The sequence below is a fragment of the Rhizobium sp. P2_G9 genome, assembly GCF_056403475.1.
This window is the reverse complement of sequence record NZ_JBFUFK010000005.1, coordinates 24,023-38,245: the sequence shown is the minus strand read 5'-3', so window position 1 is coordinate 38,245 and position 14,223 is coordinate 24,023. Positions and strand designations below refer to the sequence as shown.

At 61.4% G+C, this 14,223-nt stretch carries 16 protein-coding genes; 10 read left to right on the top strand and 6 right to left on the bottom strand.

Annotation, left to right across the window (positions count from 1 at the left end; genetic code table 11):
• Positions 1-71 precede the first annotated feature (71 nt).
• A complete protein-coding gene (locus tag AC1DYF_RS05655; protein WP_477875713.1) occupies positions 72-773 on the top strand; it encodes a pyrimidine 5'-nucleotidase in 702 nt (233 codons plus the stop codon).
• Between the two features lie 183 nt (positions 774-956).
• A complete protein-coding gene (locus AC1DYF_RS05650) occupies positions 957-1,442 on the top strand; it encodes an EF-hand domain-containing protein (RefSeq protein WP_477875712.1) in 486 nt (161 codons plus the stop codon).
• Positions 1,443-1,494: 52 nt separating this feature from the next.
• Here the strand turns inward: AC1DYF_RS05650 and AC1DYF_RS05645 are convergent, their stop codons facing one another.
• A complete protein-coding gene (locus tag AC1DYF_RS05645; protein ID WP_477875711.1) occupies positions 1,495-2,376 on the bottom strand; it encodes an LOG family protein in 882 nt (293 codons plus the stop codon).
• 86 nt (positions 2,377-2,462) lie between these two features.
• On the opposite strand from AC1DYF_RS05645, the gene dapD reads away from it, so the two are divergent.
• The 5 genes from dapD (at position 2,463) to AC1DYF_RS05620 (ending at position 6,418) form a co-directional block, all read left to right on the top strand.
• A complete protein-coding gene (dapD, locus tag AC1DYF_RS05640) occupies positions 2,463-3,320 on the top strand; it encodes a 2,3,4,5-tetrahydropyridine-2,6-dicarboxylate N-succinyltransferase (protein ID WP_477875710.1) in 858 nt (285 codons plus the stop codon).
• 154 nt (positions 3,321-3,474) lie between these two features.
• On the top strand, positions 3,475-4,212 hold the full coding sequence (locus AC1DYF_RS05635) for a hypothetical protein (RefSeq protein ID WP_477875709.1): 738 nt from the start codon (positions 3,475-3,477) through the stop codon (positions 4,210-4,212).
• Position 4,213: 1 nt separating this feature from the next.
• Positions 4,214-4,594 (top strand): DUF805 domain-containing protein, encoded by a 381-nt coding sequence (locus AC1DYF_RS05630; protein ID WP_477875708.1) that lies wholly within the window; start codon positions 4,214-4,216, stop codon positions 4,592-4,594.
• Positions 4,595-4,644: 50 nt separating this feature from the next.
• Positions 4,645-5,838 (top strand): succinyl-diaminopimelate desuccinylase, encoded by a 1,194-nt coding sequence (gene dapE, locus AC1DYF_RS05625; protein WP_477875707.1) that lies wholly within the window; start codon positions 4,645-4,647, stop codon positions 5,836-5,838.
• Positions 5,825-6,418 carry a hypothetical protein gene (locus AC1DYF_RS05620; protein WP_477875706.1) on the top strand — a complete coding sequence of 198 codons (594 nt, stop codon included), beginning with the start codon at positions 5,825-5,827 and terminating at the stop codon, positions 6,416-6,418. Before dapE ends, AC1DYF_RS05620 begins: the two co-directional genes overlap by 14 nt.
• Here the strand turns inward: AC1DYF_RS05620 and truA are convergent.
• From truA to def, 5 genes are all read right to left on the bottom strand, one after another.
• Positions 6,413-7,201 (bottom strand): tRNA pseudouridine(38-40) synthase TruA, encoded by a 789-nt coding sequence (truA, locus tag AC1DYF_RS05615; protein ID WP_477875705.1) that lies wholly within the window; start codon positions 7,199-7,201, stop codon positions 6,413-6,415. The two genes, AC1DYF_RS05620 and truA, sit on opposite strands and share 6 nt — an antisense overlap.
• Complete coding sequence (fmt, locus tag AC1DYF_RS05610; RefSeq protein WP_477875704.1) at positions 7,201-8,136, bottom strand: methionyl-tRNA formyltransferase; 936 nt, start codon at positions 8,134-8,136, stop codon at positions 7,201-7,203. Before fmt ends, truA begins: the two co-directional genes overlap by 1 nt.
• 22 nt (positions 8,137-8,158) lie before the next feature.
• Positions 8,159-8,581: a PIN domain-containing protein gene (locus tag AC1DYF_RS05605; RefSeq protein WP_477875703.1), complete on the bottom strand. Its 423-nt coding sequence runs from the start codon at positions 8,579-8,581 to the stop codon at positions 8,159-8,161.
• Positions 8,578-8,865, bottom strand: coding sequence for a FitA-like ribbon-helix-helix domain-containing protein (locus AC1DYF_RS05600; protein WP_477875702.1), 288 nt, complete (start codon positions 8,863-8,865; stop codon positions 8,578-8,580). Before AC1DYF_RS05600 ends, AC1DYF_RS05605 begins: the two co-directional genes overlap by 4 nt.
• A gap of 66 nt (positions 8,866-8,931) precedes the next feature.
• Complete coding sequence (def, locus tag AC1DYF_RS05595; protein WP_477875701.1) at positions 8,932-9,444, bottom strand: peptide deformylase; 513 nt, start codon at positions 9,442-9,444, stop codon at positions 8,932-8,934.
• A 134-nt stretch (positions 9,445-9,578) separates the two neighbouring features.
• Here def and AC1DYF_RS05590 point away from each other — a divergent pair, with 134 nt between their 5' ends.
• The 3 genes from AC1DYF_RS05590 to AC1DYF_RS05580 all read left to right on the top strand — a co-directional run bounded on the left by AC1DYF_RS05590 (position 9,579) and on the right by AC1DYF_RS05580 (position 14,157).
• Positions 9,579-10,787: a DNA recombination protein RmuC gene (locus AC1DYF_RS05590; protein WP_477875700.1), complete on the top strand. Its 1,209-nt coding sequence runs from the start codon at positions 9,579-9,581 to the stop codon at positions 10,785-10,787.
• Positions 10,788-10,831: 44 nt separating this feature from the next.
• On the top strand, positions 10,832-11,731 hold the full coding sequence (locus AC1DYF_RS05585; RefSeq protein ID WP_477875699.1) for a ribokinase: 900 nt from the start codon (positions 10,832-10,834) through the stop codon (positions 11,729-11,731).
• Positions 11,732-11,925: 194 nt separating this feature from the next.
• Complete coding sequence (locus AC1DYF_RS05580; protein ID WP_477875698.1) at positions 11,926-14,157, top strand: methyl-accepting chemotaxis protein; 2,232 nt, start codon at positions 11,926-11,928, stop codon at positions 14,155-14,157.
• The last annotated feature ends 66 nt before the right edge of the window (positions 14,158-14,223 follow it).

The window sequence follows — 14,223 nt, the reverse complement described above, 5'->3', positions numbered from 1 at the left end:
GAACGCGATTGCGCCACATTGCTGTCGATTTCCTGCTTGCCAAGAGTGTCGATCCGCCGTAACCCCACCGCATGACCTCCAAGACCGATCTTCCCGACCGCGCCGAATTCGCCCATGTGACCGAGTGGGTGTTCGATCTCGACAACACGCTCTATCCGCACCACGTCGATCTCTTCGATCAGATCGACCGCAACATGACCGCCTATGTAGCGAAACTGCTGGGGATGGAGGTCGAGGATGCGCGCAGGCTGCAGAAGCAATATTACCACGATCACGGCACCACGCTGCGCGGCCTGATGCATCATCACGGGATCGATCCGGGGGAGTTCCTGGACGCGGCGCACCGGATCGATTATTCCCTGGTCCCCGCCAGTCCGGAACTCGGCGAGGCAATCAAGGCGCTGCCCGGACGAAAATTCATTTTCACCAACGGTACGGTCAAGCACGCCCAGGCCGCCGCTGGGGCACTCGGCATACTCGACCATTTCGAGGACATTTTCGACATCGTCGCGGCCGACTATGTGCCGAAGCCGGCCAACCAGACCTATGACAAATTCGCCAGCCTGCACCGTGTCGACAGCCGCCGGGCGGCGATGTTCGAGGACCTGCCGCGCAATCTCGCCGTGCCGAAATTGCTCGGCATGAAGACGGTGCTCATCCTGCCTTCTGGCGAGCACAAGCCGCTCGAACGCTGGGAAATCCCCGACGAGGCCGACGACAATATCGATCATATGACCCGCGATCTGACTGGATTCCTGCAGGCAGTTATTTAAGAAATCGCTGAAATGTGAACGGGCCATTCAGCCTGCATTCACCGGCTGATCCTATAAGGGTCACAACTTTGGCGAACGGGCAGGTGCTTTTCGCCGCCCACCGAAGCCATAGGAAACATTGACGACGACGCGCGGGATCGCGCGCATTGCAACGACTTGAGCAATCAAGCGAAAGGCTCCCCCATGAAGACCTCCACCCTGATCGCGGCTGCGGTCGCGTCCGTATTCGCGCTGGGCGCCGCCGCCCCGACACTCGCCGATGCGGCCCCCGTCAAGCATCATCACAAGCATATGCATCGTGTGATGCACCGCGCCGACCTGAACCATGACGGCCGGATCTCGCATGCGGAAATGCGGGCAGCCCTGGCCAAGAGCTTTGCCGTCCTCGATGCCAATCATGACGGCGTGCTGAGCAAGTCCGAACTTGCCGACAGCCGCGGCGCCTATAAGGCCTACCGCCAGGAGATCCGCGCCGAGCGCAAGGCCGGCCAGCATGTTGCCGGCGTCATCCGCATTCCCCACCGCGCCCTCAAGCACTTCGCCAGGCTCGACCGCAATCATGACGGTGTGCTGAGCCAGGCCGAGCTCGATCACGTCGCGCGCCATCTGTTCAAGCGCCGCGACCACAATGGTGACGGCTACATTTCCAAGGCAGAGCTCAAGGCGTAAGTATTCTTGAGTGATGCGTGGAGCGACGGCCCGGGAGACCGGGCCGTCAGCGTCAGAGCACGACGTTCGGAGTGTTGTCCCGGTAGAACTCGGTGATGATGTCGCAGGCCTCTGCGGCCGTTTCGACGAAACTCAGCAATTTGACGTCATCGGGGGCGATCGTGCCGAATTCGGCAAGTGCATCGAAGTTGATGACATTGCGCCAGAATTTTTCACCGAACATGATGATCGGCACCGGCGCCATGCGGCCGGTCTGGATCAGCGTCACCGCCTCGAAGAATTCGTCCAACGTGCCGAAGCCGCCTGGGAAGACGACGACCGCCTTGGCGCGCATCATGAAATGCATCTTGCGGATGGCGAAGTAGTGGAAATTGAAGCTCAGGTCCGGCGTCACATAGGGGTTGGGCGCCTGTTCATGCGGCAGCACGATGTTGAGCCCGATCGACGGCGCACCGACTTCGGCGGCGCCGCGATTGCCCGCTTCCATCACGCCCGGCCCGCCACCGGTCACCACCACATATTCATGATAATTATGCTTCGCTGACCATTCCGAGCATAGTCTCGCAAATTGCCGCGCCTCCTCGTAGTAGATCGAGGCGTCTTCGAGATTCTTCCTCTGGGTCTCGTTGCGCGCTGCCCAGGCCTTCTGGCCAGGGGCGGGGATACGTGCACCGCCGAACATCACGACGGTCGAGCGTATGCCGCGCTCGCTGAGGATCATCTCGGCCTTCAACAGTTCGAGCTGCAGCCGGATCGGCCTTAGTTCTTCGCTACAGAGAAAGTCGCTGTCGGCATAGGCGAGGCGATAGGAAGGCGAGAGTGTCTGCGGTGTATCGGGAATGCGTTCGGCACGGCGTTTGGTGGTGCCGCTCGATTCCAGCGGGGTCCAGGCGCCGTCTTTGCGTCGTAATCCGCCGGTTTTGCCCTTTGCCATTGCTTATTCCATCCGCTATAGACCGCCATCAGGCCAGTATGCCCTAGATTAAGGCAGAATAATCCTTCAAAGCTTAAGGAATTCACATGACCGCCAGCGATCTTTCCGCGCTTGAAAAGACCATCGACGCCGCCTTCGAAGCCCGTGACGGCATCTCGACCGCAACCCGCGGCGAAGTGCGCGACGCCGTCGAGGACGCGCTCAACCTGCTCGACAGCGGCAAAGTACGGGTGGCGACGCGCGGCGATGACGGCAGATGGGTGGTGCATCAGTGGCTCAAGAAGGCGGTGCTGCTCTCCTTCCGCCTGCGGCCGATGGAAGTCGTCAAGGGCGGTCCGGGCGAAGCGGTATGGTGGGACAAGGTGCCGTCCAAGTTCGACGGCTGGAGCGCCAATGAATTCGAAAAGGCCGGCTTCCGCGCCGTGCCGAACGCTGTCGTGCGCCGCTCCGCCTATATTGCGCCGGGCGCGGTGCTGATGCCGTCCTTCGTCAATCTCGGCGCCCATGTCGGCGCCAATACTATGGTCGACACCTGGGCGACGGTCGGTTCCTGCGCCCAGATCGGCGCCAATGTGCATCTTTCCGGCGGCGTCGGCATCGGCGGCGTGCTGGAGCCGATGCAGGCCGGCCCGACCATCATCGAGGACAACTGCTTCATCGGCGCCCGCTCGGAAGTGGTCGAGGGCTGCATCGTCCGCGAAGGCTCCGTGCTCGGCATGGGCGTGTTTATCGGCAAGTCGACCCGGATCGTCGATCGCAGCACCGGCGAAATCATGTATGGCGAAGTGCCGCCCTATTCCGTCGTCGTTGCCGGCTCGATGCCGACCACCAGCCTGATGGGCAATGGCCAGGCCGCGCCGAACCTTTATTGCGCCGTGATCGTCAAACGCGTCGACGAGCAGACCCGCTCCAAGACCGGCATCAACGAATTGCTGCGCGACTGAGCGAGACAGCGGCATTGTCAAATCCTGAAATCCCGGCCGCTTGAGCCGGGATTTTTGTTGAATATCTGCGGCTTGTTCTTCGTTATCTCCTCGGTATAGTTCGCCTTGCGGCACAGTGACGGGGGAGGCCTTGGATCGAGTCAGGACATTGTTTTTGACGGCTCTGGCAGCGCTGGTTCCGGCTGTTGTCGCTGCCGACGGGTTGACGGTGCGTTTTCATGATGTCGTCAAGCCCGATGCCGAACTCGAGGCTTTCGTCGCCCGTCTCAAAACACTCGATCCGAAGGACGGCAGGACGGTGAACACACTCTTTGCCAAACGCGTCAAAACATTCCGGCGAAGCCTCGATCCCTTTCAGCCATGGAACAGGACCGCTGACATAGACTCCGACTATCTCAAGGGTGCCGCCGACCTCATGGTCGAGCAGGGCGAACCCGAAGAGGGCAAGCCCACCCCGAATTATCGACCAGATGCGCTGAAGCAGATCGTCCAACAGGTCAGCAGCGGCCAGCCCTTCGGCATCCTGACGGAAATGCCCGGCGCCGTCTGCGCGCCCGCCGAATACGAGGTCAACCGCAAAGCGGCTTCGGCTTTTGCCAAAAAATTCGAACTCGATGCCTACAGCCTGCGTTTTTTCAGCGAGGAGAAATTTCTGTATGCAAGGCCAAACTTGAAAAGCGATCTCGTTGCAGCCGTGCCGCCCTACACAATGATGATGTTTGCCTATGATCCCAAAGCCAGGAATCCTTGGGCGCTCTACGAAAGCTCCGGCGGCGAAAAGGGCTATCTCATGGAGGACATGCCTGTCCTGGGCCTCTCCCAGCACCATGTCTGCTTCGGTAGGGTGAAAGGCGCATACAGGATCGTGGCGCTGTTTGGCTACGGGCTCTGACATGAACGGAATGAATGACAATCCGGGTGTCCGTTGGCTGCTGTTCAGCCCATCCGGCCGCATTGGACGGCACGCCTACCTGTTGTCGGTCCTGCTCTGGCTGATGCTACAAGGTGCCGCAGTCTTCTTGCTTCTGGCTATCGAGAACACGTCCAAGGCCGGCCTGCTGCTCGCGGCACTGGCGCTGGTGATCATCAGCGTCGCCACATTCATCTCCTTCATCATGCTGTCGATCAAGCGGCTGCACGACATGGGTTTCCCCGGCCTTTTCGTGCTGGTCCTCTTCGTTCCCCTCGTCAGTTTCTTTGCTTTTGTCGTCCTGCTGTTCTGGCCGTCAGCCCCGCCGAATGATTTCGGCGAATACCCCGACCGCCCGAAATGACAGCGGTTTTTCCGTGACAGAATTCGGCCAATCCATTATCGATTCCGCCCATGACCACAACTGATCCGATTGAAAATCTTCGTCTCCTGATCCGCTGCCCGTCCGTCACTCCCGCAGAGGGAGGTGCGCTTGGCGCGCTCGAAGCCATGCTCGCACCGATCGGTTTTCGCGTCGATCGCGTGACGGCGACGGAGCCCGGCACGCCCGACATCGAGAACCTCTATGCACGCCTCGGCGACAGTGGTCCGCATCTCGTGTTCGCCGGCCATACCGATGTCGTGCCGGTGGGCGACGAGGCCGCCTGGACGCACCAGCCCTTCGGTGCCGAGATCGCCGATGGCATCCTCTATGGCCGTGGCGCGGTCGACATGAAGGGCGGCATTGCCTGCTTCGCCGCCGCCGTGGCGCGGCATGTCGACAAGCATGGCAGGCCGAAAGGTTCGATCTCCTTCCTGATCACCGGTGACGAGGAAGGCCCCGCAATCAACGGCACGGTCAAGCTGCTCGAATGGGCATATGGCAGGGGCGAGCGGTGGGACGCTTGCCTCGTCGGCGAGCCGACCAATCCAGACACGCTCGGCGACATGATCAAGATCGGCCGCCGCGGCTCCTTGTCAGGCACGGTCACCGTCCACGGCGTGCAGGGGCACGTCGCCTATCCGCATCTGGCCGACAACCCGGTTCGGGCTGCAGTGATCATGGCCGCCGCCCTGATGGATCCGCCCCTGGATGCCGGAACCGAGAATTTTCAGCCTTCGAACCTGGAAGTCACCGCGGTCGATACCGGCAACCGCGCCACCAATGTCATCCCGGCCAGGGCGAGTTTCGCCTTCAACGTCCGCTTCAACGACAGTTGGACCGTCGAAACCTTGAGCGCGGAAATCCAGCGTCGCCTTGACGCCGCGGCTGCCGATCCACGATTGCGGCAAGGTCGTTTGCCGGCTAAATATGATCTGACGCTGGCCGAGCGCCCGAGCCACGTGTTCCTGACGCGCGACGACCGGCTGATCGCCTCCATGACCGCGGCGATCGAGGACGCGACCGGCCGCACGCCGAAGCTCTCGACCACGGGCGGCACGTCGGATGCGCGCTATATCAAGGACTATTGCCCGGTGGTCGAATTTGGCCTGGTCGGCCAGACCATGCATATGGTCGACGAATGCGTGCCGGTGGCCGATCTCGAAGCGCTGACCCGAATCTACGAAACCTTTATCGCCCGCTGGTTTGACGATGCCATGGTTTGATGAGATCGGCTATTACCTTTACGGTATCCGGCTGTTGCTGGAAGGCCGGCTCGATGGGCTGAAATGGCTCGATTTTTCCGACCGCGGCTTCTGGCGTTCCTGGTGGGCGCTGGTCTTCTGCCTGCCGCCGATGTTGCTCAGCTGGGCCGCCTTCCGGATCACCTATCTCTCCACCATGCCGGCCGGCGCGTCCACCGGACCCACCTTCATTCTTGGGCTTGCAGTTGTCGATATTTCGAGCTGGATTCTCTGCTATCTGGCGCTGGCCGTCGTTATGACGATCGTCGGCTATGCCGACGTCATCAGGCCGATGATCATCGCCCTCAACTGGCTCAGCATACCCTTGCAGTGGCTGGGGGTCGTCGTTTCGCTGATGCAGGTTTTTGTGCCGCTCGAAACCGAACTCTATGTTCCGATTTCTCTGGGCCTGCTGTTGATTTCGGCGGTGGCCTATTTCCTGGTCATCCGCCAGATCGCCGAGCGCAAGAGCGCGCCCGCACTCGCCTTCCTGTTGACGCTCGTCGTCGCCAGTCTCTGGGTGACCAACGTCATTGGCGAAATGCTTGGCCTGCCGCTATAGATCGTCGTCGTCTTCGAAACGCAGGAGCGTCGACAGGTCGCCATAATCGACCTTCATGAAGAACAGTCCTTCGGGCGGTGCCACTGGCCCGCAGCGGGTGCGGTCGCGCGCTTCGAGCGCCATCCGGACATCCTCAGGCGACCATTTGCCGTCGCCGACGAGCTTGAGCGTGCCGGCAAAAGAGCGGATCTGATTGTGCAGAAAACTCTGCGCCGAAGCCCGGATTTCGATCACGTCGCCATTGCGCGTCACATCGACCCGATCCATCGTGCGATTGGGGTTCCTCGCCTGGCAATGCGACGACCGAAACGTGGTGAAGTCGTGATGGCCCACCAGTTCCTGCGCTGCGCGATGCATGCGCTCATGATCGAGCGGCCGCTTCACATGCCAGGCGCGGCCAGCTTCGATAGCGATCGGCGCCCAGCGATTGATGATGCGGTAGAGATAGTGACGCTTGGTGGCCGAAAATCGCGCATCCCAGATGTCCGGCATCTGCTCGGCTTCAACGATGGCGACCCGCTCGTTTTCCAGGGTGAGATGCGCATTGACGGCATTCATCAGCGTCTGCGCTTTCCACTCGCGGCTGAGATCGACATGGCAGACCTGGCCATAGGCGTGCACGCCCGAATCGGTGCGGCCTGCGGCCCGAAGCGAGTAGGTTTCGCCACTCATCGCAAACACGGCCTTCTCGATCGCTTCCTGGACGGATTTGCCATTGTCCTGCCGCTGCCAGCCGACATAGGGCGTGCCGTCATATTCGACGACCATGCGGTAACGCGGCATCAGCAGAACCTCGTGCCGGCAGGCATGGGCGTCCCGCGCAGAAATTCCGCGGCATCGAGCGGCTTGCCGCCGGCCCGCTGCAGGCGCAGTAGCCGGACCGCACCATTTCCGCAGGCGACCGACAACCGGTCGTCAAGCACTGTGCCGGCGTCTCCGGTGCCCTCGGACAGTTCGGAGCGAAGCACCTTGATCCGCTCCTTCTTGCCGCCGATCTCGGCCTCGAACCAGGCGCCGGGGAATGGCGAGAGCCCACGGATGTGATTGTGGACGTTCATACCGCCACGCGAGAAATCGATATGCGATTCTTCCTTGCTGATCTTCGCCGCATAGAGCCCACCATCCTCGGCTTGCTGCGAGAGTGGCAAATCGCCGGCCTCGAGCTTTGCCATCGCCTCGACCATCAGCGCAGCTCCGGCCGCGGAGAGCCGGTCGTGCAACTCGCCGGCCGTCATCGCGATTGGGATCGGCACCACCGCGGTCAACGCCACCGGGCCGGTATCCAGCCCCTTATCCATCTTCATCACCATCATTCCGGTCTCGCGGTCGCCGGCCATGATCGCCCGCTGGATCGGCGCCGCACCGCGCCAGCGCGGCAACAGCGAGGCATGGCCATTGTAGCAGCCGAGCCGCGTGCCTTCGAGGATGGAGGTGGGCAACAACAGCCCATAGGCGACGACGACGGCGACATCGGCGTTGAATGCGCGGAACCGCGCAACATCTTCGGCCTGTTTGAAATTCACCGGGATCAGGACCGGCAAACCAAGTGCTTCGGCAGCCTGATGTACCGGCGATGGCGTTAGTTCCAGCCCGCGCCGCCCAGCTGGGCGCGGCGGCTGCGAATAGACCGCAACAATCTCATGGCCGGCGTCATGAAGCGCGCGCAATACCGGCACGGAAAAGTCGGGCGTTCCCATGAAGATTATTCTGAGCGGCATCGTCATTCCCAGGATTCGAATTTCACGGCTCTTCAAACGGATTTACGAGGCGAAGATCAAGCCCCTCGAAATCCCTCACATTGCGCGTGGCGAGCGTCGCGCCGTGGAAGAGGCAGATAGCGGCGATCTGGGCGTCCTGAACGGATATTCCGCGCCCGACATTTTCTCGACCTGCCCGTATTCGACCGGCTAGAGCTGCCGCTTCCGGACCAAGCGGCAAAATCCTGGCCACAAAACGTTTGCTGATTAGAGACTCGGTTGCATCCAGCAAGCGCGACGACCTATTACGCAGGAAAATCCGCTCGGCGCCGAACCACATTTCCATCACGCTGGTCGCCGTTAGAAAATGCTCTAACTGATCGCCACGTCTCAGCCAGCCAAGGACCGCAGGGTCTATAGCCGCCTTGATCAACTCGGAAGCGACATTGGTGTCAAGAACGATCATTCGAAGTCTTCGGGTCCCGGTGACCTGGATTCTTCCCTCCAGGCATCGATCGCATCCATCATCTCCTGATGTTCGTCATCGCCGAGCAAGGCATCGGCAAAAGTTCGCCGGAATTGCATATAGGGGTCGTCATCGATCGGGGATCTGTTCTCTTTCTCCACGGCCAGGCCTTTCCTAAGAATATGTTTTGTCTCCTCGGAAAGACTCCGCCCGCTGGCCTTCGCAAGTGCTTGAAGATCTTTTTTCAAGCCTTCAGAAACATTCCGGATCAGAAGATCACTCAAGGTGCGCCTCCTATGATATCACTGATATCATAGTGTGTTGCCGCTCCGGAATCAATGAACCCGGGCTCACGCCCGCATCTTGGCGGCCTTGGTGAATTTGCGGATCACCATTTCGCGCTTCAGCCGGGAAATATGGTCGATGAACAGGACGCCGTTCAGATGGTCGATCTCGTGTTGCAGGCAGGTGGCGAGCACGCCCTCGGCGTCGACCATCTGCTCTTTGCCCTGGAGGTCGATATGCTTGACGCTGATTCTCGCCGGCCGTTCCACTTCGGCGTAGTAATCCGGAATGGACAGGCAGCCTTCCTCATAGATCGAGCGGTCGTCCGAAACCGCCAAAATCTCCGGATTGATGAAAATCTGCGGCTTCTTGTCCTCGCCTTCCTTGGAAAGATCGATGACCAGCATGCGCTTCGGCACGCCAACCTGAATGGCGGCCAGCCCGATGCCGGGCGCGTCATACATGGTCGCCAGCATGTCGTCGGCGAGGCTGCGAATATCGTCGTTCACCTGCTCGATCTTGGTCGAGACCTGGCGCAGGACAGGGTCGGGAAGAATGATCAATGGTCTGATGGTCATATCCCCTCCTTATTACAGGCCGAAAACTCTTGCAATATATCTGTAACCGGCTACACAGGGCTATGTTCTCGTTTTGATCTGTTGTCTGCGTGCGAATCTGCTATGGTTTGCCCATGACAACGCAAAGTGCTCTGATGAACACGCCTCTCATGACGATCGCCAACATCCCTGTGACGCTGGGCATGATGCTGTCCGGCGGCGCGCTTGTCATCCTGCTCGTTCTGCTGGCTCTGTTTTTCGCATGGCGCTCAGCCAGCCGCAGGGCAGAACTGGAGGGCGAGGAAGTACGGTTCCGCGCAGTCGAAGCCGAAGCGCGCCTGGCTGAAATCCTTCGGGCGCAGAGCGAGATGCAGGGCCGCATTGCGGCGATGACCGATGTTTTTGGCAGGCGCCAGAATGAATTCAACCAGGCGATCAACCAGCGCATCGACGGCATGACGCATCGCCTCGGTCAGACCATGACCGAACAGACACGGTCGACGCATGAAAATCTGCGTCATCTGCAGGAGCGACTGGCGGTCATCGACACGGCGCAGAACAATATCCAGGCCTTGGCCAAGGATGTCGTCGGCCTGCAGGCGATCCTGTCCAACAAGCAGACACGCGGCGCCTTTGGCCAGTCGCGTATGGAGACCATCGTCGCCGACGGCCTGCCGATGGGCGCCTACGAATTCCAGGCGACGCTTTCCAACGGTGTGCGCCCCGATTGTCTCGTCAAAATGCCCAATGGCCAGCCGTCGCTGGTCATCGACGCCAAATTCCCGCTCGAAGCCTGGAATGCGATCCGCGACGGTGGGCCTGAAGCGATCAAGGCGGCCGGCCAGCAGTTCCGCCGCGACATGGACGTCCACATCCGGGACATTTCCGAAAAATATCTGATCCGCGGCGAGACGCAGGACACCGCCTTCATGTTCGTGCCGTCGGAATCGATCTTCGCCGAAATCCACGAGAATTTCGAGGTGATCGTGCAGCGGGCGCATAAGGCGCGGGTGGTGATCGTCTCGCCCTCGCTGTTGATGCTCTCCATCCAGGTGATCCAGTCGGTCCTTAAGGATCAACGCATGCGCGAGCAGGCACATTTGATCCAGGGCGAGGTGATCCGGCTGATGGAGGACCTTGGCAGGCTCGACGACCGCGTGCGCAAGCTGCAATCGCATTTCCTCGCCGCGCAAAAGGATGTCGAGCAGATCGTCACTTCGTCCGACAAGCTGGTGAAACGCGGCGAGAAGATCGAAGCCATGGAGTTCGAGGCGAGTGAACCGATCGGGGCTCAGGCCACCGCCGGCCGTTCCGTCGAGAGCCGGACCGGGCAGTTGAAGCTGAGGGTGGTTGACGAAGACTGAGATTCCCTGCGAGATGCGCATGGGAGAAATTTCAGGACCTTGCCATGATCACCGTTCTCGGCTCCATCAATATGGACCTCATCGCCACCGTGTCGCGGTTGCCCAAGCCGGGCGAAACGGTTGCCGGCAGCAATTTCGTCACAGCACCCGGCGGCAAGGGTGCCAACCAGGCGCTCGCAGCGCGCCGTGCCGGCGCTGAAGTCGCGATGGCCGGCGCATGCGGCGAGGACGAGTTTGCCGTGCCGGCGCTGACCTATCTCCGCTATGACGGCGTCAGCCTCGACCGGGTCAAATCCGCCTCCACGGCCACCGGCGTGGCGCTGATCTTCGTCGGCGGCGATGGCGAGAACGTCATCGCCATCGTTCCCGGCGCCAACGGCACGGTCACCACCGAGGATGCGAAGGCGGCGGTGGCAGCGATGAACCGCAACGACATCCTGATGCTGCAGATGGAGATTCCGCCGGCAGCGATCGAGGCAGGCCTGTTGGCGGCACGGGAAAAGGGCGTGACCACGGTCGTCAACATCGCCCCGATCACGCCGGATGCCCGGCGTCTGGCGCAACTCGCCACCATCGTCATCGCCAACGAGACCGAGTTTGAGCTGTTTGCCGGCCGCAGCGGGCTCAGCGACGAGGCACGGGAAGCCGAGATGCTGAGGATCAACAAGGACCATCGCCAGACCATCATAGTCACGCTCGGCGCGGACGGTGTCGTGGCGGCGCGCGAGGGCAAGATCGTTCGGGCCAAGGGGCTGGAGATCGAGCCGGTCGACACGGTCGGGGCAGGGGATACGTTCTGCGGCTATTTCGCCGCCGGGCTCGATCGCGGCCTGAAGTTCGAGACCGCGCTGCGGCGCGCGGCTGTCGCCGGCTCGCTTGCCTGCACGAAGGCCGGTGCGCAGCCGTCGATCCCGGTAGCGCACGAAGTCGAGGGGCGTCTGTAGGGCCGCTTGCTGCATTGCGGCAAGTCGCTGGAGAACTGCGTCAAAACGGCCGAATCAGGGCTAATTGTTCGTATACGGTTTTCCGCTAATTTAACGTTTTGCAGATAATCAGAGGGCAATGCCGGATCCCGGCATCGGCCGCGAGACATGTCGGCGGCCGGTGATTGTCGCCACTCACTCTCTCTGAGGCTTTTATGCGCATGCTTGCTCCGAAATCCCTGGCCACGAAACTGCTGCTTGTCACCGGCAGCACGGTCGCCATTCTTCTGCTCGGCTCCAGCTTTTTCCAGATCTCGCAGACGCGCGACCGCGTGCAGTCTCTGATCTCGGCCCAGGCGGAAACCGAAGCCAAATCGATTGCCTCCTCGGTGGCGGCGGATGTCGGCGCGCTTGCCAGCGCGGCCCGCACGATGGCGGGCGTCATTTCCCACGGCCACGAAATGGGCAATCTCGACCGCAAGGCGGTCATCGCCGTCCTCAAGACCAATCTCGAACAGCAGCCGTCGGCTTTCGGCTCCTGGTTCGCCGAAGCGCCGAAGGCTTTCGATACGCTGCAGGACACGGCGAAAAACAAGTTGGAGCTCGGCGGCAACAAGAAGGGCATCTTCGATCCCTACTGGACGAAGGGCGAGAACGATGAGGCGACCTTCAGCACCTTCGATGAGGATTACGGCGCCGAATGGTATGCGACATCCGCAAATGCGCTGAAGGGCTCGATCACCAAGCCTTATGAGGCCAATGTGCGCGACGGCAAGGTGGCAATGAGCTCGATCAGCTATCCGGTGATCGAGAAGGGCAAGCTCGTCGGTGTCACCGGCGTGGACGTGTCGCTGACCATGCTTGCCAAGAGCCTTTCGACGCTGACCCCGTTCGGCACCGGCAAAGTGATGTTGTTGTCGCAGGACGGCAAATGGCTGGTCGGCCCGACCGCTGGCCAGATGATGAAGGCCTATGATGGCGCCGAGCCCGGCAAGATCAAGGAAACGCTCGACAGCGGCCAGGCGCTTTCCATTCCCGACCTCAAGAACGCCAATGGCGAAGCCTTCAGCCGCCTCGTCTACCCGTTCAAGCTACCCGATCTCAATGTCAGCTGGGTCCTGTTGATCGATGTTCCCGAGGCGGCGCTGGCCGGTCCGGTGCAGGACCAGACGATGATGATGGTCGTCGCCGGTCTGGTTCTGCTCGTCGCGGTGCTCGGCGGCCTGTGGTTGGCGGCCCGCAAGTTCGTGCAGAAGCCGATCGAAGCGCTGATTGCCGATGTCGGCAAGCTGAGCTCGGGCGACTATGACGCCGTCGTCTCCGGCCAGGCCAACCGGGACGAAACCGGCGCCGTGGCGCGCGCGCTGGAAGGTTTCCGCCACAAGCTCGCCGACTCCGTGCGCATCGAGCAAGAGGCCGGCCGTGCCCGCCAGGCGAGCGAGTCCGAGCGTCAGCAGAACGAAAGCGAACGCGCCGAAGGCGTCCGCACCCAGCAGTTCATCGTCGCCGAAGTTGGCCGCGCGCTGGAAAAACTGTCGAGCGGCGATCTCGCCTTCCGCATCGACGCGGATTTCCCGGGCGAATATCGCAGCCTGAAGAGCAATTTCAACAGCGCGCTCGAAAGCCTCGAAGAGACCGTCCGCATGGTCAACTCTGCCGTCGTCGCCATCGGCAACGGCACCGGCGAAATCAGTGCCAGCGCCAACGATCTCTCCAAGCGCACGGAACAGCAGGCGGCCCAGCTCGAAGAGACGGCGGCTGCGCTCAACGAGCTCACTGAGCAGGTGCATTCGAGCGCCGAGAATGCCAAGACGGCAGCCAATGCCGTGCAGAGCGCCAGCGATGACGCGGAGAAATCCGGCAATATCGTCCAGCGCGCCATCCAGGCGATGCAGGGCATCGAAAAATCCTCGGGCCAGATCACCAACATTATCAGCGTGATCGACGAAATCGCCTTCCAGACCAATCTGCTGGCGCTCAACGCCGGTGTCGAAGCCGCCCGCGCTGGCGAGGCTGGCAAGGGTTTTGCGGTCGTTGCCCAGGAAGTGCGCGAACTCGCCCAGCGCTCTGCCACTGCCGCCAAGGAGATCAAGGCGCTGATCAGCACGTCCGAAGCGCAGGTCGACGACGGCGTCAGCCTCGTCGCCCAGACCGGCGAGACGCTGCAGGCGATCGCCTCGCAGGTCATGCAGATCAATGGACTGATCCGGATGATCTCGGTCTCGGCCAACGAACAGGCCACTGGTCTGCGCGAGATGAACTCGGCCATGCATCACATGGACCAGGTCACCCAGCAGAATGCAGCCATGGTCGAGGAGACCACCGCGGCTTCGATGTCGCTCAGCGACGAGGCGACGAACCTGCGCACGCTCGTTGGCCGCTTCCGGACCTCCGAGCCGGTTGGCACGCATCACCTGCGGGCCATGGCTGGCCGTATGCGGGCCTGATCCGAGTTGCGCCGCCCGCTCCCCGGGGGCGGCGCCCTCAAGCTTTTCCAGTCACAGCTTAACTAT